Origin of the sequence: Deinococcus sp. Leaf326, assembly GCF_001424185.1 — a bacterium.
GTDB lineage: Bacteria > Deinococcota > Deinococci > Deinococcales > Deinococcaceae > Deinococcus.
Map to the genome: position 1 here is coordinate 1 of NZ_LMOM01000015.1, position 18,109 is coordinate 18,109.

Annotated in this window: 16 protein-coding genes and 1 pseudogene; 8 read left to right on the top strand and 9 right to left on the bottom strand. The window is 64.0% G+C overall.

The genetic code is table 11. The annotated features are described in order from the left end of the window. The first annotated feature begins 230 nt into the window (after window positions 1-230). Window positions 231-923 carry a response regulator transcription factor gene (locus ASF71_RS22340; RefSeq protein WP_082505583.1) on the top strand — a complete coding sequence of 231 codons (693 nt, stop codon included), beginning with the start codon at window positions 231-233 and terminating at the stop codon, window positions 921-923. Window positions 924-961: 38 nt separating this feature from the next. Here the strand turns inward: ASF71_RS22340 and ASF71_RS05470 are convergent, their stop codons facing one another. Then, the gene (locus ASF71_RS05470; protein ID WP_082505585.1) at window positions 962-1,744 is read right to left on the bottom strand and encodes a hypothetical protein; all 783 of its coding nucleotides are present in this window, start codon (window positions 1,742-1,744) and stop codon (window positions 962-964) included. Between the two features lie 24 nt (window positions 1,745-1,768). Beyond that, on the bottom strand, window positions 1,769-2,881 hold the full coding sequence (locus ASF71_RS05475) for a cell wall metabolism sensor histidine kinase WalK (RefSeq protein WP_056296284.1): 1,113 nt from the start codon (window positions 2,879-2,881) through the stop codon (window positions 1,769-1,771). A gap of 94 nt (window positions 2,882-2,975) precedes the next feature. Here ASF71_RS05475 and ASF71_RS05480 point away from each other — a divergent pair, with 94 nt between their 5' ends. From ASF71_RS05480 to ASF71_RS05490, 3 genes and pseudogenes are all read left to right on the top strand, one after another. After that, window positions 2,976-3,608 (top strand): DUF305 domain-containing protein, encoded by a 633-nt coding sequence (locus tag ASF71_RS05480; protein WP_056296289.1) that lies wholly within the window; start codon window positions 2,976-2,978, stop codon window positions 3,606-3,608. Window positions 3,609-4,149: 541 nt separating this feature from the next. Further along, window positions 4,150-6,108, top strand: a complete 1,959-nt coding sequence (locus tag ASF71_RS05485) for a copper-translocating P-type ATPase (RefSeq protein WP_235514147.1) — start codon at window positions 4,150-4,152, stop codon at window positions 6,106-6,108. Between the two features lie 498 nt (window positions 6,109-6,606). Continuing rightward, window positions 6,607-7,841, top strand: a pseudogene (locus ASF71_RS05490) (aminopeptidase). 326 nt (window positions 7,842-8,167) lie between these two features. On the opposite strand, the gene ASF71_RS05495 reads toward ASF71_RS05490, so the two are convergent. The 5 genes from ASF71_RS05495 to ASF71_RS05515 all read right to left on the bottom strand — a co-directional run bounded on the left by ASF71_RS05495 (window position 8,168) and on the right by ASF71_RS05515 (window position 13,284). Continuing rightward, entirely contained in the window at window positions 8,168-8,809 is a 642-nt protein-coding gene (locus ASF71_RS05495; protein WP_056296298.1) for a DUF305 domain-containing protein, read from the bottom strand. Further along, a complete protein-coding gene (locus tag ASF71_RS05500; protein WP_056296300.1) occupies window positions 8,806-9,222 on the bottom strand; it encodes a four-helix bundle copper-binding protein in 417 nt (138 codons plus the stop codon). Before ASF71_RS05500 ends, ASF71_RS05495 begins: the two co-directional genes overlap by 4 nt. A 111-nt stretch (window positions 9,223-9,333) precedes the next feature. Then, on the bottom strand, window positions 9,334-10,017 hold the full coding sequence (locus tag ASF71_RS05505; RefSeq protein WP_082505593.1) for a LysM peptidoglycan-binding domain-containing M23 family metallopeptidase: 684 nt from the start codon (window positions 10,015-10,017) through the stop codon (window positions 9,334-9,336). Between the two features lie 303 nt (window positions 10,018-10,320). Next, complete coding sequence (locus ASF71_RS05510) at window positions 10,321-10,731, bottom strand: hypothetical protein (RefSeq protein WP_056296303.1); 411 nt, start codon at window positions 10,729-10,731, stop codon at window positions 10,321-10,323. Window positions 10,732-10,767: 36 nt separating this feature from the next. Then, window positions 10,768-13,284 (bottom strand): heavy metal translocating P-type ATPase, encoded by a 2,517-nt coding sequence (locus ASF71_RS05515; RefSeq protein ID WP_056296306.1) that lies wholly within the window; start codon window positions 13,282-13,284, stop codon window positions 10,768-10,770. Between the two features lie 166 nt (window positions 13,285-13,450). On the opposite strand from ASF71_RS05515, the gene ASF71_RS05520 reads away from it, so the two are divergent. Together ASF71_RS05520 and ASF71_RS05525 are read left to right on the top strand one after the other, a co-directional pair. Beyond that, complete coding sequence (locus ASF71_RS05520) at window positions 13,451-13,660, top strand: heavy-metal-associated domain-containing protein (RefSeq protein ID WP_056296309.1); 210 nt, start codon at window positions 13,451-13,453, stop codon at window positions 13,658-13,660. Continuing rightward, the gene (locus tag ASF71_RS05525) at window positions 13,660-14,001 is read left to right on the top strand and encodes a metal-sensitive transcriptional regulator (protein WP_369814963.1); all 342 of its coding nucleotides are present in this window, start codon (window positions 13,660-13,662) and stop codon (window positions 13,999-14,001) included. The genes ASF71_RS05520 and ASF71_RS05525 overlap by 1 nt, the downstream gene beginning before the upstream one ends. A 341-nt stretch (window positions 14,002-14,342) precedes the next feature. On the opposite strand, the gene ASF71_RS05530 is transcribed toward ASF71_RS05525, so the two are convergent. Beyond that, a complete protein-coding gene (locus ASF71_RS05530) occupies window positions 14,343-15,413 on the bottom strand; it encodes a peptidoglycan DD-metalloendopeptidase family protein (protein ID WP_056296312.1) in 1,071 nt (356 codons plus the stop codon). A 17-nt stretch (window positions 15,414-15,430) separates the two neighbouring features. Continuing rightward, complete coding sequence (locus tag ASF71_RS05535; RefSeq protein WP_056296314.1) at window positions 15,431-16,375, bottom strand: S9 family peptidase; 945 nt, start codon at window positions 16,373-16,375, stop codon at window positions 15,431-15,433. Between the two features lie 396 nt (window positions 16,376-16,771). Here ASF71_RS05535 and ASF71_RS05540 point away from each other — a divergent pair, with 396 nt between their 5' ends. Then, a complete protein-coding gene (locus tag ASF71_RS05540) occupies window positions 16,772-17,254 on the top strand; it encodes a hypothetical protein (protein WP_235514158.1) in 483 nt (160 codons plus the stop codon). An 89-nt stretch (window positions 17,255-17,343) separates the two neighbouring features. Beyond that, on the top strand, window positions 17,344-18,051 hold the full coding sequence (locus ASF71_RS23485) for a hypothetical protein (protein WP_156372628.1): 708 nt from the start codon (window positions 17,344-17,346) through the stop codon (window positions 18,049-18,051). Window positions 18,052-18,109: the final 58 nt, after the last annotated feature.

Consider the following 18,109-nt stretch of genomic DNA (forward strand, 5'->3'; position numbering starts at 1 on the left):
TCACACCTCCAGAAGACCGCCTTTCGTCATTTTTGGCGATCCCCAAACCTGTTGAGGCTGTTCAGAACAGGGAAAACTGAAGTTGTCCTCTACTGAGGACTACAGTGATCATTTGCTCCTGTCGGCGCGCACATCCTTAAACCACTTCTTCCCACACCTCAGGGCTCAGCAGCGGAATAAGTTTTTCCTCACCACGTTGCCCTGCCATCCTGCCACCCTGAAGGCTGGCTATGCCCACCGTTCTGATCGTCGATGATGACCCCGCTATCTTGGAGGTTCTGCGCGTGTATCTCCGCGCCGAAGGGCACACCGTCCTCGAAGCGCAGACCGGTCCGGAAGCCTGGGCGCTCCTGCCCCGCGCAGACCTTGCGGTGCTCGACTGGATGCTGCCCGGCATGACAGGCGTTCAACTTGCCCGCGGTGCCCGCGCCGCCGGGATGAGCCTGCCCCTCCTGATGCTCACAGGACGAGGCGAAGAGGACGATAAACTGCTGGGCTTGGACGGCGGTGTAGACGATTACGTGGTCAAGCCGTTCAGTCCTCGTGAAGTCACCGCCCGCATCCGCGCCCTGTTGCGCCGCGTCGGCGTGCATCACACCGTTACACAAGGCGATCTTTCCATTGATGTCCGTGCTCGGGAGGTTCACCTGGCCGGTGTGCGGATCGAGCTCTCCAAACTGGAGTTCGACCTTCTCAGCACCATGGCGCAGCATCCTGGCATGGCCTGGTCCCGTGAACGGCTCCTCGAACGTGTTTGGGGCCCTGATTTCCCGGGTACAGAGCGCGTGGTGGACGTGCACATGACCGCGCTACGACGCAAGCTCAGTGACCCTCCGGAAGCCCCACGTTTTCTGGAGACCGTGCGGGGCGTTGGATACCGCTTCCGGGATGAGGACGCCGCCCGTACCGCATCAGGAGGATAGCTTGGACACAACGGTCGCCCTATCCAGGGTCTCTTTCTTTACTGCCAGGTCTCGCCACCGTTCGATGAGCGGTACACCGTGCCACTGAAACCTACCGCGACCAACCGACCGCCGTCCTGAGGATGTACCGCGATCAGGTAGGACCCTTCTGGTAGTGACAGGGGCGTCCACGTCACCCCCTGATCCGCAGAACGGAACGCGCCGTTGGGACCGGCCAGGAACAGCACTCCAGTGTCCGGTTGTACATCCAGATTCAGCCCACGTGGCGCGCCTAGGCGCCGAGTCCAGGTTCCGCCGTCTGGCGACACCAGTAGGCCCTGAGCGTCCAGCGCGTACAACATGCCTTGCGGGCCTGCCGCGAGGACCGACGCGCCCGCCGTGGCGTCCGATAGCCGCGTCCACTGTTGCCCGTCCGCTGTGCGGAACAGGCCCTGACCCATGACATTCGCGTACCACACCTGGGGCTGGCCAGGATCCACCGCGAAGCCGTGCAGATCCCGGCCCGGGAGGTTCCCGAACCCCTGGTCCGCCCAGGTCCGGCCCTCATCCCGGCTGACTTTCAACACCTCGTGCCCCGCCAGCACGGTCACTTCCCGGCCCTGCCCGAGAGCCATGGCGTCACCCACGCCGTCCGGCGTGTCCCACGTCCGGCCGCCATCCACGCTCCGGCGCACGCCCGCGTGCTCCCCGTACAGGACCGTACCGCTGTCCAGTACGCGCAGCGCGTGGAAGTCCCCACTCAGGGTCTGTGCCTGCGGCGCCTGCCCACACCCGACCAGCACCAGAGCCGCCCCCAACATCCAACCTGCCGTCCGTCTCATTCCCGCCACCGTACGGGGCAGACATTACGCTTCTGTAAAGGCGCCTGGCAGGCTTTCGCCCCCAGCCGGCAGGCGCACCTGAAACACGCTTCCCACGCCAGGGGTGGAGGTCACGGTCAATTCGCCCCCCATGGCCCGAGCGAGGCCGCGCGCGACCGTGAGGCCCACCCCACTCCCCTCCCCACGTGTGCGGGCCGTATCCGCCCGGAAGAATCGCTCGAACACCCGGTGCAGGTGTTCCGGCGCGATTCCCGTCCCGGTGTCGTGCACCATGAGGCGCACGCTCTTGCTTTCCTCCTGTGCGTCCACCTGCACTTCGCCGCCCGGTGCGGTGTGCCGGAGTGCATTGCTCAGCAGGTTGGCCAGGATCTGCGCGGCGCGCGCCGGGTCCGCCTGGACGTGCAGTTCCGCTGCCGCGTCCACCCGAAGCGCGACGCCCTTTTCCTCGAACGCCAGTGCGTACCGGTCCTGCACCTGTGTGAGCAGCGCCGCCACGGGCACGGTCTGTAGGGTCAACTCCACCTGGCCGGCCTCCACACGGCTGACCAGGCTCAGGTCCCCCGCCAGGCGCTCCAGGCCCGCCAGCTCCCGCTGAATGGCACCCAGGGCCTGATCATGCGCCATGACACCGTCCTGGGCGGCTTCCACGTACCCGCGTACAGCCGCTACAGGCGCACGCAATTCATGCGCGACATTGCCGATCAGCTCGATCCGTGACTGTTCGACGCTCGCCAGGGTGCTCGCCATGGTGTTGAAGCTGTGCGCGAGATCCGCGAGTTCGTCTTGCCCCCCTTCAGGGAGGCGGCGACGGTATTCGCCCCGAGCCAGGGCGGCGCTGCCCGCCTGCAGGGTGCGCACGGACGCCGTCACCCGGCGTGCGGCCACCCAGGCGGTCACGGCCGCGACCAGCAGCGCGGGCGGCAGGGCGCTGAGCAGGGCGCGGGTCAGGGTGGCGCGCATGCCTGCATTCAGGTCATCGCGCATGGTCGTCCCGGCGTCCCCGAGCAGCTGCACCATCTGGTTGACGTGGTGCTGAATGAAGGGATGGGCCGCCAGTTCCGCGGCCACCAGCATGACCAGGCTGAGGACCGCCATTACCGCCAGGTGGTTGAGCAGCAGTCGGGGAAAGAGGCGCATACGGCTTTTCACCCTACCGCGCCTCTGGACCTGAAATGTGCCGCGCCAGATCAGGCTTTACAGGAACTTTACAAGGGGTCTCTAGGGTAGAGACATGACGAACCTGCGACAGATCTCCAAGCCTGCGGGCGTGCTCCTCGTCCTGACCACGACGGTCCTGCTGACAGGAGCAGCGCTGGCCCAGGGGATGGCGGGCATGGACCACAGCAACATGCCGGGCATGGGCAGCAGCACGAGCAGCATGAAGATGGAAAAGATGGACCTGAGTGCGCTGGCGAAGCTGCAGGGCAAAGCGTTTGACCGCGCCTTCCTCAGCATGATGGCGCCGCACCATCAGATGGCCGTCGACATGGCCAAGGCGGTACTGCCCGTCAGCAAGGACGCCACGGTGAAGGCCTGGGCGAATGCCGTGATCAAGGACCAGACGCAGGAGATCACGCAGATGAACACGATCCTCAAAGGCATGGGTGGCGTGAACAACGCCATGGCCAACACCATGAAAAGCAGCATGAGTGGAATGGGCGACATGATCAAGAAATCCAAGACCCCAGACGTGGCCTTCGTGCAAGGCATGCTGCCCCACCATGCGTCCGCCATCGACATGGCCAACCTCGCCCTTCAGCAGGGCCAGGACGCCCGCGTCCTCAGCCTCTCGAAAGCCATCATCACCGCACAGGCCACAGAAATGCTCGACTACCGCACCTGGTTGAAGAAGCGCGGCCTGTAAGGACACGCCCCTGCCAATGCCCGCCTCCCGGGACTTCGCTCCTCGATCAATGAAGAGAACGGGAGGCGGGATTCCCCTCGGGCTTTACAGAAACTGAACACCTCCTGACTACTGTGGCCCTCAGGAGGTTCTCATGACTCACGCGCATCACGCATCTGAGACGGCCACGGTGCTGGAGGTCGCGCTCCGCAACTGCTCCAGCGGGACTGACCTTCAGGACGTGGACACGTTCCTCCATCAGTTGCCAGGGGTGATACAGGTCCACCTGGACCGCACCCGGAGTGTCGCGCACGTGCAACTCGATCCGGCCCTCACCGACGAGAGACGCCTGCGAGCCCAGCTGGATGCAGCCGGATACACCTGCACGTGTCAGCCCACCGCAATGTCAGTCCCCGCCCAGGGGCATACCGGACATGAGCACCAACACGGGAGCTCAACCTCCGTGCAGGCGGGCAGTCACGTGCACGCGCACGGCTCCCACGCGGATTCAGCCGGCGGACAGGGTGAACATGCGGGCCACGGGGAAGCGATGGTGGCCGACATGCTGCGCCGCTTTGTCGCGTCGTTGCTGCTCACCATCCCCGCAGTGTTGTATTCCCCCATTGGGGAAGCCATCGGTTTTACCGCGATGCCCCCGTTCGGCCTGGGCATGAACGTCTTCGGGCTCCTGTTGGCCACACCCGTCGTCTGGTGGGGCGGGTGGCCATTCATTTCCGCCGCTTGGCGCGCCCTGAGGCGGGGCGAAGCGAACATGATGACCCTGATCGCCCTGGGCATCCTGGTGTCGTACGCGTACTCCGTGTGGGCCACGCTGGCGCTGGACTCGCAGGACGTGTTTTTCGAGGCGGCCGCGATGCTGACCACCTTTTCCCTGTTGGGGCACTGGTTGGAGATGCGCTCACGGTTTGCTACGGGCCGGGCGGTAGAAGCCTTGCTGCGACTGGCCCCCGCCACCGCCCGGGTGATCCGGAATGGGGCCGAAGTGGAGCTTCCTGTCGAGGACGTCGTGACAGGCGATACCCTCGCCATGCGACCAGGCGACCGCGTGCCGGTAGACGGGGAAGTGGTGAGTGGCACGTCCTTCGTGGACGAGAGCATGTTGACCGGAGAGCCCGTACCCGTGGAAAAAACGCCTGGAGCGAGGGTGACCACGGGCACCGTCAACCAGAACGGGGCGTTCCAGTTCCGGGCCACAGCAGTTGGGGCAGATACTGCCCTGGCCCGGATCGTGAAGCTCGTGCAAAACGCACAGGCCAGCAAAGCGCCCGCGCAGCGCCTGGCGGACACGGCAGGGAAGTACCTGGTCTTTGTGGCATTGGGCAGTGGCCTTCTGGCGTTCCTCGTGTGGACTCTGCTGGGGGAGAATCTAGTGTTCGCCCTGACAGCCGCCGTCTCCGCCATCGTGATTGCTTGTCCTGATGCGCTTGCTCTGGCCACACCGACCGCCATTACGGTCGGGGTCGGACGGGGGGCGCAGGCGGGGGTCCTGTTCAAGAACGCCTCGGCTCTGGAGGCAGCGGCGAGCGTAACCACCGTGGTCTTCGACAAGACGGGTACGCTCACCGAGGGCAAGCCTGCCCTGACAGATGTGGTCCCTGCGGCGGGCGTGTCGGAACGTGAGGTGCTGCGTCTGGCCGCGTCGGCCGATCAGCCTTCCCAGCATCCGCTGGCAGAAGCGATCGTGCGCGGCACGCAGGTCCAGGGGCTGACGGTGACGCCGCCAGACACGTTCGAAGCTGTGCCGGGGCGTGGCGTACAGGCCACAGTGGGTGGGCAGCAGGTGTTGATCGGCAACCGGGCGCTGATGCTGCAGGCGGGGGTCAGCGTCACAGCCGCTGAGGCCCAGGCCGTTCAGCTGGCGTCCGATGGGAAGACTGCCATGTTCGTGGCTGCGGATGGGCAGTTCCTGGGGCTTGTGGCGGTCGCCGACCGCGTGCGGGAATCGGCCCGTACGGCAGTGGCGGAACTCCAGGCCCTGGGGGTGAAGACCGCCATGCTGACGGGCGACAACGAGCGCACGGCGCAGGCGGTGGCGCGGCAGCTGGGGCTGGATACGGTGATCGCGGACGTTCTGCCGGAGCAGAAGGCGGCCCAGGTCCAGGCCCTTCAGGGTCAGGGTCAACGTGTGGCCATGGTGGGCGATGGGGTCAATGATGCGCCGGCCCTCGCGCAGGCTGAGGTGGGCATCGCGATTGGGGCGGGCACCGACGTGGCGGTCGAGACCGCGGACGTGGTCCTGGTGAACAGTGACCCGGCGGCTGTGGCGGCCAGCATCCGTCTGGCGCGGCGTGTGCAGCGCAAGATCCGGCAGAACCTGTTCTGGGCGGCGATTTATAACGTCCTCGCTATTCCGTTCGCGGCTGGGGCGCTCTACCCGGCGTACGGGATACTGCTGCGCCCAGAGTGGGCGGCGCTGCTGATGAGCGTCAGCACCTTGATCGTCACAGGAAATGCCCTGCTCCTGAATCGCGGACGTTTGGGGCATAGCGGTACAGGCTGAACTCAGGGCTTGTTGTGACCTCGGTGTTCATGTGGTCCTGGCGATTTCAGCGGTCTTGGCGGTGGGTGGCACCGCCTTGGATCTTTGCCCGGTCAAGACAAGTGGATCGGTCAAGAGGCCGTGCTGAGCGTCTTGAGCCGCCTCCGCTGATGTGGAGACGCGCAGCTAGAAGCGACGTGCTCAGCCTGAACCGATATCAGATCAGGTGACTTGAGCATCGCACCCTCTTGATCGTTGTGACCCGGTGATCTGACTTCGGGGGCCTTATCTCTGAAGCGGGATACCCGACCTCACCTCTAGGTCTGTGCGGCTGAAGGCCACCACTGCTAGAGCGGTGGAGCGACACTTCTTTCACGCGAAGAGGTCGAACGTACGGGATGCCTGTTTGTGCTTGTGCCCCGCAGCGTTAAGTGGCGCTGCCATAGGCCATTTCGGAGAGGATGCGGTAGGCCATACCCATGAACACGCTCAACTAGTCAGGACGTATGGTGTGGGCTTATGCCGTTGACCTTCGAAGAACGTCTGGACCGCTACGCTGCTCTGCTCGTGCGCATCGGGGTCAATCTTCAAGCTGGGCAACGTCTGCTGATTAGCACCGACCTGGAGTGTGCACCGTTGGCGCGTCTGATCACCAAACACGCGTATCAGGCTGGCGCACCCCTGGTCAATGTGATCTGGAATGACGCGCTCACGGCCCGCGTCCGCTTCCAGCACGCTGATCCGGACACCCTGTCCACCTTCCCTCAGTGGCGCGCAGACCTCTGGCGTGAAACAGCTGAGCGTGGCGACGCCTTCTTACACGTGACATCCGACGATCCCACCTTGCTGGCCGACATCGATGTGGATCTGATTGATCGGGAACGTCTAGGCCGTCAGGGTCCGCTCCGCCCCTTTACCGAGTTGATGCGCAGGAATGCATTCGCTTGGTGCCGCGGCGCGGCACCAAGTGTGGCCTGGGCCAGCCGGGTTTTTCCAGAGCTGCCTGTAGACGAGGCGGTCACGCGCCTATGGGACCACATCTTCACGGCCAACCGAGTCGATGAACCTGATCCGGTCCGGGCCTGGCGTGACCACCTACAGTCCCTGGCACGCCGCGCCGAGGTCCTGAACGAACGCCGGTACCGAACACTGCACTTCCGTGGCCCAGGCACAGACTTAAACGTTGGTCTGGCCGAGACGCACCTCTGGGTCGGCGGCGCGTCTCCGACCCCGGCGGGTATTTTCTTCGCCGGTAACCTTCCGACAGAGGAACTGTTCACCGCGCCTCACCGCATGCGGGTGAGTGGTACGGTCCGGGCCAGCAAGCCGCTGAGCTTATCGGGAACAGTGGTGCGGGACATTGAACTGCGCTTCGAAGATGGGCGCATTGTTCATGCTCAGGCGTCTGAGGGCGAGGCGGCGCTGCAGCGGGCGCTGGAGACGGATGAGGGGGCCCGTACCTGGGTGAGGTGGCACTCGTCTCCACCCAGTCGCCAGTTGCCGCGACGGGCACGCTTTTTCTGGACAGCTTGTATGACGAGAATGCCGCCTGTCACTTGGCGTTTGGATTTTCTTTCAGAGAAAACTTCGAGCGCGGCTCTGAGTTGAACTCGGATGAAATTGCTGTACTGGGCGGCAACGACAGTCTCACGCATGTCGACGTCATGATTGGCCGCGCGCATATCGAGGTCGACGGTATTGTCGAGGATGGCTCACGTCAGCCCCTCATACGCGGAGGCCACTGGACGTTCTGACGCCGCGATGACCCAAAGATGGCTCACCTGCTTTGGAGAACTGGGGAAGGGGCGCTGATGGGCAGGCCACTGGACATCCATGAGTTCCGTCACGAGAAGATCCGAGACGATGGACATCTCAGGTGCACAGACCCTAAGGAAGAGAAGGGCGCTTGTAGGCCCTGACCACTCCATTGCGGTACGTCAAGCCAGACGCGTAGCTCGGAACCACCTCAAGTCACTGAAATGAAATTTAGTCACTTGAGGTGGTTCCGCGGGGCTGCGTCCCCGCTATACCGTAAGAAGAGGCAACCCATCATTGAGGCCGGATGTCCCCTGGGTGCGGTTTAGTGGGACTTCAGCCAACCTTGGAAGGCCTGCATTTCCCCAGCCTGCGCCGTGATGATCTTGCCGGCCAGGTCCTGGACAAAAGCGTCCTGAGTCCGCTGCAAAGCCAGGTTCGCGTTGTCGTTTGCGGCTGCATGGTGCGGAATCATGCCTTCGAGGAAGGTGCGTTCCGGCATGCGCGACGCACGGATCATGGCTGGCATGTCCATCATGCGGTTCATCTGCATCATCTGCTGGTTCGGCCCGCCGTACGCGCGCAGGCGGTCTTGCATCTCGGCGATCTCCCGCGTTTGATCCGCGATGATCTGGGTGGCCCAGGCGCGGACCTGTTCATCTTTGGCGCGTTCCAGGACCGCGCGGCTGCTGTCCACGGCGCTCTGGTGGTGGGGAATCATCATCGACATGAAGGCCCGCTCGAACGAGCGCCCACTCAGCCGGGCGAGCTCATTCATCATGGGCATCATCATGTTGCGCATGTCCAGTTGCATCTGCAGGCCCATCTGCGATAGGCCCAGCACGGTTGCGGACGGCGTCATCGGCATGGTCATGTGGGTCATGCCGGGCATCGCCATCCCCTGCATGCCGCCAGCCTGGGCCGCGCTCAGGGTTAGCAGGGCGGCGGTCAACAGTGCGCGCTTCATGCGCTCATTCTCCCCAGGAGGGCCTGACAAGCTTGCTCGCAGCGGCGGCAGCTCTCGGCGCAGACGGCGCAGTGCTCCATATTCATCTGCTGGGCATGCTGCTCACACTCTTCGGCGCAGGTCCGACAGGCGCGTAAACAGACCTCGAGCTGCGCGCGCAGGAGTTGCGCGTCGCCCTGGCCGGGTGCCGCCAGCACCTGAGCCGTGGCGTGACACACAGCCGCACACTGCGTATTGAGCGTGATGCAGTGCGTAAGGTGATGCAGGTGCTCCCCTTCGTTCAGGCATGCGTCGGCACACAAGGCGCAGACCGCGGTGCACTCCAGGCAGGCCTGCAGGCAGGTGCCCAGGAGGGTGGCGTCGAAGGAACTGGCCTTCGGGTGGGTGCGGAGCATGCGGGTCAGGGTGTCCATCGGAGGCCTCCAGGGCGTGGAATGACGCGTGACCACCGTAGTCACGTCGGCCCTCCCAGAGGAGGAGCGCCCTCACCCTGGACTCCGCATGTTCAGCTTCTGTAAAGCTGGTCAGCATCTCAAGAAAGGCTGAAGAGGAGAAGGCCAGGCATCTTCCTCCTCCGGACACCTCAGTACAACCCCCATCGGGTTGACGACCTTGCCCTCCACCATTACGCGGAAGTCCAGATGCGGCCCCGTGCTGTTGCCTGTGCTGCCCACCCGGCCGATCACCTGACCCGTTTCTACGACTTGACCCACCTGTAAGAGGTTGGCGCTGTTGTGGCTGTAGCGTGTTTCCATCCCGTCTCCGTGGTCCAGCAAGATCGTCCAGCCCCATCCGGTCCGCGCGTCATACCGTGATTCCGTCACACGCCCTGCCCGGGCTGCCAGGATCACCGTACCCGTCGGGGCCGCCAGGTCCAGGCCCAGGTGCGCGGGAGAGTATGGACTGGTCAATCGGCCCTGCACGGGCAGCACGGCCGTCACGCGAATCCCAGCAGGACGGATCGTGGCTCCACCGGCAGTGGTCGCCGGACGGCTCGTCCCCGACCGCGCAGGCAGTTGCAGCACCTGTCCCACTTTCAGAGCCAACTGCGGATTGACCCCCTTATTCGCCGCCAGGAAGGTCTCCAGGCTCACGCCCTGTTTGCGGGCAAGGCCGTACAGCGTATCGCCCGGCTTGACGGTCACCGTCGCAGCACTGGAGAGGCTTAGGGCAGCGAGGCCCAGACTGAGAAGCAAAAAACGCCACATCAGCCGCACCGTAGCAACGGTTTATAAAGTTTCTGTAAATCTCCAGTGCTCGCGTAGATGGGGAGAGCAAGCACAAGAAGGTCGCCAAGGCCCCGCCCTGCGGTTCACGTCCATTGTCCCGTCAGACCTTCCCCTACCACGGGCAGTGCTGCGTGCAGGAACGCCTTTAGGGTGTGGTGCCGTGACAGACCAGGGTGGAGCGCCCTTCACGCCGTCCCGACGCCTGAAGACGGTGGGGATCATATCTATGCGCAACACGATGCCGCCAGCACGCAGTCGGCTGGCGGCATCGTATTTAGGGGGTTATGCAGGACTCAGGGCATGCACGATGTCAGTCAGCACTTCCTCGGCTTTCTCGTAGCCTGGGCGAAGGTAAACCATGCCGAATGTCGTCCAGTCCTGTACGGCCGCAACCTCCTGATCGTTCTCACGTAGCTTCAGGTGCGGGTACAACCCGTACTCGACGTAGCAGTGGTACTGATCGGCGACGGCTTCCAGGGCGCGGGTATTCTCGTCGGTCCAGGTCAGTACGAACGGCAGGGCGAAGCAAGGCTTGCCGCACGACCCCCCCATCCCGACCAGGGGGAGACCAGCCACGGTAGGGGTTTCCTCTCGCAGGCGGGTGCGCTCCAGGAACGCGAGGCGGTCAAGGGCAACATCACGGCTGGGGAGCTTCTGCGCGGCGATCCAGGGACCAACAGTCAATTTAGGCATGTGTACTCTCCTATTTGAAGAAGGGGGACGGGGGGGTCAAGCCTGAGCGGGGAAACCGGATGGGCGGGGCGCAGGTCCGGGCTCAGGACGCACTGGGGGGCGGAAGCCGCGCAGCCTCAGGGCGTTGCTGAGCACGAAGACACTGGAAAAGCCCATGGCGGCGGCCGCCAGGACCGGGCTGAGCAGGAGACCGAAGGCGGGGTACAACACGCCCGCCGCGACGGGAATCAGGATGATGTTGTAGGCGAAGGCCCAGAACAGGTTGAGCTTGATGTTGCGCAGGGTCGCGCGGCTCAGGGCGAAGGCATTGGGCACGCCGCGCAGGTCGCCCGACATCAGGATCACGTCGGCCGTCTCGACGGCCACGTCGGTGCCGGTGCCAATGGCCAGGCCCACATCCGCCTGGGCGAGCGCGGGGGCGTCGTTGATGCCGTCCCCCACGAAAGCCACCTTCTGGCCTTTGTCCTGGAGAGCCTTGACCGCGTCACTCTTGCCGCTGGGCAACACCTCGGCCAGCACCTCATCGATGCCCAGCTGACGGGCGATCGCGTTCGCGGTGCGCTGGTTGTCCCCCGTGATCATGGCCACTTTCAGGCCCATGCGGTGCAGGGCGCTCACGGCCACTTTGGAACCGTCCTTGATCGGATCGGCCACAGCAATCACCGCAGCAAGCTGGCCGTTCAGCGCGGCGTACAAGGGGCTCTTGCCTTCGTCACCCAGACGTTCGGCCTGCGAGGTAAAGGGCGTCACGTCCATCCCCAGGCGGGTCATATAGCGGTCTGCCCCCACCTGGACGAGGTGTCCACCCACCCGGGCTTCCAGACCGAACCCAGGCACAGCTTCGAAGTGCTCGGGCTGCGTCAGGGCGATGCCCTCGGTCTTCGCGGCGTCCACGATGGCGCGGGCGATGGGGTGTTCACTCTGCGCTTCCGCAGCAGCCACCAGGCCCAGGACGTCCTCGCGTCGGAAGCCCTGCGCGGTGACCAGATCAGTCAGTTCGGGCTTGCCCTTGGTCAGTGTGCCGGTCTTGTCGACCGCGACAACCTGCACGTCCTGCAGGCCTTCCAGGGCGCCGCCGCCTTTGAAGAGGACGCCGAGTTCGGCAGCTTTCCCGGTGCCGACCATGATGCTGGTGGGGGTGGCGAGTCCCATGGCGCAGGGGCAGGCGATGATCAGGACCGCCACAGTGGTAATGAGCGCAAAGGAGAGGGCGGCCTGTCCACCAAAGATCAGCCAGAGGAGGAAGGTCAGCGTGGCAATGCCCAGCACGGCGGGCACGAAGACGGCCACCACCTTGTCGGCGAGACCCTGGATCGGAGGTTTGCTGCCCTGCGCAGTTTCCACAAGTTTGATGATCTGTGCCAGAGCCGTGTCGGCGCCGATGCGGGTGGCCCGGAACGTCAGGGCGCCGTTCTGGTTGATGGTGCCGCCCACCACACCTGAACCCAGCTGCTTGCTGACCGGGATGGATTCGCCGGTGATCATGCTTTCGTCCACGAAGGAGTTGCCGCTGACGACGTCGCCGTCCACGGGGATCTTCTCGCCGGGGCGCACGGAGATCAGGTCACCCACCAGCACCTCGTCCGAGGGCAGTTCGAGCTCCTGGCCATTGCGCATGACGCGGGCGGTTTTCGCCTGGAGGCTCAGCAGCTTCTTCATGGCTTCGCTGGAGCGGCCCTTGGCGACGGCTTCAAAGAACTTACCCAGCAGAATCAGGGTGATCACGACGCCGGAGGCTTCGTAATACACGTGCGCGGTGCCTTCCGGGAAGATCTGGGGCGCGATCGTCGCGACCAGTGAATAGAGGAAGGCGGCGGTCGTCCCGATCATCACGAGGGCGTTCATGTCGGGAGACCGGTTCTTCAGGCTCTTCCAGCCCAGCCGGTAGAAGCGGCGGCCAGGGCCGAACTGAATGGGCAGGGCCAGGGCAAGCATGACCCAATTCAGAAGGCTCATCCCCCCGTGCCCGAGGGTCGTCATCATCCAGTCGTTCACCGCCGGAACCACCATAGGGACCATGGCGATCAGGAGCAGGGGCAGCGCGAAAATGGTGCTGAAGATGACCTGGCGCCGCAGGTGCTCGACTTCCTGGGCGCGCGCCTGCCGTTCCTGATCTTCGCGGCTCAGGCCGGCCTGCTCTTCCAAGACGTCATAGCCGGCTTGCCGGACCGTGGCTTTGAGCTGCCCGGGACTGACGCTGGCGGGCAGGTAGGTGACGCTGGCGCGCTCAGTCGCGAGGTTCACGCTGGCGCTGAGAACGCCGTCGACCTTCTTCAACGCGCGCTCGACGCGGCCGACGCAGTTGGCGCAGGTCATGCCCTGGATCCCAAGTTCAGTGGAGCTGACGAGGGGCTCATAGCCCACGGCCTTGATCTTGTCCAGCAGGGCCCCAGGACCGGTGAGGGTGGGGTCGTAGGTGACGGTGGCGCGCTCAGTGGCCAGATTCACCGTGGCCTCCTCGACGCCCTCGACTTTCTTGAGGCCACGCTCGACGCGGCCCACACAGCTGGCGCAGGTCATGCCTTGAATGCCAAGTTCGATGGTGTTCGTCATAAGTTCTCCTATCCCCCCCTAGGGGGTCCGATATACGTCAGCATAGACCCCGGGGGAGAGGAAACGCAAGATGCGGGATGAAAAGGGTCGTCATACTGGCGTTAGCTTCCTCGTCATCCTTGACACCCCAGGGGGGAGGGTATAGCCTGAGGACAGGAGGAAGACCATGAACCAGATTGAACTGACCATTAGCGGTATGACCTGTAGCCACTGCCAGAGCGGCGTCACGAATGCCCTGAAAAGCGTGCCTGGCGTCACCGATGCCCAGGTAGACCTCAAGACGGGCAAGGCTGTCGTGCAGGGCAGCGCCGATGCACAGCACCTGATCTCTGCAGTCCAGGACGAAGGGTACGGCGCAGCGGTAGCTCAGCTGTAATGTCGAAGACGACCGTCGCCTCGCCAGCGTCTCCCCCCCTCGAGGGTGAGCACTGTCATACGGGCCAGCACCTCTGCATGCCCGAAGACAGCCGGAAGCGTGCCGCGCGGCGTCTGGCCATCGCCCGAGGGCATCTGGAGAGCATCCGCCGCTCGCTCGACGATCCCGATGTCTACTGCGTAGATGTGCTGCGCCAGATCAAAGCGGTGCAGGGTGCCCTGGACGGAGCAGCCAGTGTGGTCCTTCGGGGACACCTCGAGGCGCATGTGGCGACCGCCGCCACCCGGGGCGACGGGCAGGACCTGGTGGAAGAGTTGATGGACGTCTTCAAGTACGTCTGAGCAGGGGGAGTCTCGCCGAGAAGGGGGGCTCCCTTCAATGCCCCTGGGATAAGTGGTGCGGCTCGCTCCCCCTAGACCGGCATTGATGTGGGGTGCGGGCGGGTCGCCCTAAGGCACAGGGCCGCGCAGCGATGGGGAGAAACCCGCCCCGATCCCCAGCTTCCCTGTCCCTCTTCTCACTGGCCCGGACCATGTCCGTCACGCTCCGTGCGGGACGGGCCCAGGTTCGTCTTCAGGGTCTTGAGGGATGAACCCCGCTCGGCAGGGTGCAGACCTGTCCATGAGTCGGTGGGCCAGCAGCGCCGCACATGCTTGTGCGGCGCTGCTGGTGCCTGGCCCGTCTATTTTGGCCAGAGACGGTTGATCCACCCAGCGGGGTCCGTACCCTCACCGCGCACCCGCATTTCCAGATGCAGGTGTGGGCCGGTGCTCAGTCCGGTGCTCCCCACCTCCCCGATCTTGTCGCCGCGTTTCACCTGTTGGCCGACCTTCACCATGATCTGGCGTTGGTGAAAGTACAGGCTGGTCAGGCCTGCGCCATGGTCAATGATGACCAGGCCGCCGCGCACCGTGTACATGCCGGCCATCACCACCGTGCCGTCATTGACGGCACTGACCGTGGTGCCGGCTGGGGCGCGGTAGTCGGTGCCGTAGTGGTACTGCACGGGCCCGCCGGCTGTGTACGTGCGCGGCTGCCCGAAGGCGCTGCTCTGGGCGCGAACCTTGACTGCGTCCTGAAAGGGCCGGGTCCAGATGGGTGGGGACCGCAGGGCGTACGCGCGTTCCACGGCCGCGTCCTCCGCAGCGCGCGCAGGATCCTGGAGTTTGCTGCTGATGCTGGGCGGGAGGTTCAAGCGTTGGACAGGCTGGGACAGGCGGGTCACGGGGAGGGTACGGCGCAGCACCTGTCCGTCCAGCTCGATCTCGTAGACCAGGGGCGTGGTTTTTCCCAGGAGGACCCGTCCCAGCACCAGGAGGGTTCCGTTCCCCGCAGGGACGGGCGTAAGGGCTTCGGCGGGCATGCGGACGTTCTCGCCCACTTCACTGGGAAAGCGCACGCGGACCTCTGCGGCACGTGGACCTGTAAAGCGCAGTGCGAACGCTTCTCCCATGCGCAGGGTGGGCGGTGCGGTGACGTTGACGCCTGGGAGGGCCGGTATGGAGGGAAGCGGCGCAGGCGAAGTGGGCGCAGCAGCGGACGCCCCCGGCTCCCCTGGAAGACGCAGGGTCTGTCCGACCTCTAGGGTGGTGGTGGTCAGGCTGTTGAGCCGCATGAGTTCTGCCACGGTCGTGCCGGAGGTCCGCGCGAGGCTGAAGAGGGTGTCGCCCGTTTTCACGGTGTACGCGCCAGCCACGTTGGTGAGCAGGGCGGCGGTGAGGAGCAAGGTGCGGTGCAGCGGCGTTAGGGTCATAGGGGCCTCATCGGGCATTACAGATTCTTTTTGAAGAACGCCACGGAACGCTCGAGGGCGGTCTTCAGGTTGCGGCTGAGATCGTGGTTGTCATTGGTGTACGTGTAGAAGGTCACGGGTTGCCCAGCGGCCTTGAGCCCATTGGCGAGTGCCTGCGAGAGGCTATAGGGCACGTGCGTGTCCCCGGTGGCGTGGTGCAGCTGAAGGGGGCGGCCTCTGAGGTCGGCCAGGGAGGCGTTCGGGGAGATAGCCTGGTATGCAGCCGGGTTGCGCTCGGGGCGGCCGAGGTCGGCGAGCAGTTGGGCGCGCGAATCGTTCGGGTCGCTGCGGCCCCATTGAGGGAGCGCGTTGAAGAGCAGTTCGTAGGGGCCGACCACGCCGGCCCAGATCACGCCGGCCTTGATGTCGGGGCTCACCACCATGGCCCGCAGGGTAATGTGGCCGCCCATGGAGTGGCCCCACATGCCTAGGCGCGCCCGGTTGACGCTGGGAAGGGTGTGGAGGGAGGACACGGCATTCAGGACATCGGTGGTGTATTCGGGTGACCAGTAGGAGGTGCCGGTCGGTCGGCCCTGGGAGCGGCCGTGTCCACGGTAGTCGGGCTTGAGGACCACGAAGCCCGCACGGGCGAAGGCGTCCACGTACGCGACGTAGCGCTCGGTGGTGCGGTACAGGTTGGGGGGGATATAGCCGTGATTGAACACGATGGCGGGCCAGCCACCTTTGGGGGGTATACCGTTCGGGACGGTAAGGAGGGCGTGGATGCGCAGGCCGTCGGACTGGTAGGACACGACGCGCCGGGTGTAGTTCACGCCGGGACTCAGGGTCTGCTGGGTGGTGAGGGTGCTGCCGGGGTACGTTCGGGCGCGCATGCGCTCGATGGACAGGGGATGATCGGTGCCCTGGGCGGCGGTCATCGGGCCGAGCAGGGCCAGCAGCAGGGCAGAGCGGATGTGAAGCATAGGGACCTCCGGGCAGAAGGGGTGGACGTTGGCGTCGGCCCAAGGTAGGTGTGCCCTGTAAAGCTCGTGTAAAGCCAACGTTCCGGGTTTCGGCTTTACACGAGCTTTACAGGGCTGACGTAAGTTCCGGGAGATCAAGGTGACGAACAAGAGAAGGACGGACCATACCGCCACTGACGCGGACCACACCTCACCTCCCCCGACTGGGATGCCCGGCTGGGTGAAGGGGTTCCTCTGGGTGGGGGTGGCGCTGTTGCTCCTGGTCCTGGTGCTGAAGGTGTTCGGGGGTGGACAGCATGGGCCGGGTCGGCACCTGCCGGCGGGGACCGTGGTGTCTGGATTACTTCTGCGGGATAGATGATGGGGGGTCCAGGGTGGAGGAAGCTGGGATTGACTGTGCATGTGGCGGCCTCGGTGGGGTGGCTGGGTGCGGTGGTCGCGTATCTGGGTTTGGTGTGGGCGGGGTTGGACAGCAGTGACCCGCAGGCGGTGCGCTCGGCGTGGTGGGGGTTGGATCAGCTGACGCGGGTGCTGGCGCCGTTGAGTGTGGCCGCGCTGGTGAGTGGGGTGGTACAGGGACTCATCACGCCATGGGGGTTGGTCTGGCACTACTGGGTGATGGTCAAGCTCGTGCTCACGGCCATGGCGACCACCGTGCTGCTCTTGACCCTGCCGGAGGTGCGGGCCTGGGCGCAGTGGGCGGCCGGTGACCAAGTCCCCCCGGATCTGCACGGGCAGATAGTGCATCCCGTTGCTGGCCTGGTGGTGCTGCTGGTGATTCTGGCGCTATCGGTGTACAAGCCGCGGGGCTTGACGCCATATGGGGGGCGACGACGAGAGGTGCGCCTCGCCCGGGTCGACGAGAGGAATAACCCATGATCTGACACTGATGCGTCAGCGTTGATCATGTCGAAGCAGCAAAACGCTTGACTCTGATTGGATAGTACATATAAGCTGAGTTAGAAGATATGCTTTTCCAGCCGAAGAATGATCATCTGCTCTTCGCCTATTTTGGAATCAGCCTGCAGACCAGGAAGCGCTCTGTACAGAGTGAATTGAGAGCTACGTTGGCGCTGCGTAAACGCGTGGGACGCATTCTCGGTGGCACCACCAACTCCGCAGATAAGGATGTGCTCTTCCGAATTGCGGGCGACGAGCGCTATCCAGATATTGCTTCCATTCCTGACTTTGATACCAATCCCCGGTGGGCTATTTACCGAGTGGATTGCTTGAGTATGCGGAATAATCTAGTTCTGGAGCTGCGGCGCCACCTTGCCTATCTTGATCCGGAAACAGGGGAGTGGGATGCCCTTACTCATTTCTGGCAACGGGCATCACATGACTTGTACGGTCGACAGCAACCCTCTGATTCGGCCTACGCAGGCTATTACGCAGAGTGGCAGCAGCTTGTTCCAGCAGAGCGAAGGGCAGATCTCATTGCATTCAATATTGTTCCACTTAGCCGCGTGTTGGGAATAGATGAGGAGGGGGATATTGGACATCCTCTCCCTATACTCTACATAGAGTCTACTCCAAACGGTAAGATTCTTGATCCAACCAAGGAGATTTATAGTATCGAACATACTTTATTTTACGGCCATACGGCTGATTATATTCCAAGCAAAGAGAAACGCGTAAAATTCTTTGAAGAGAATAGATTAGAAGAAAAAAAGTAAAGTATCAGCAATAAAAAGTAATTGATGTCTAGATCTTCCGGCTGCCATTTCAGCCTGG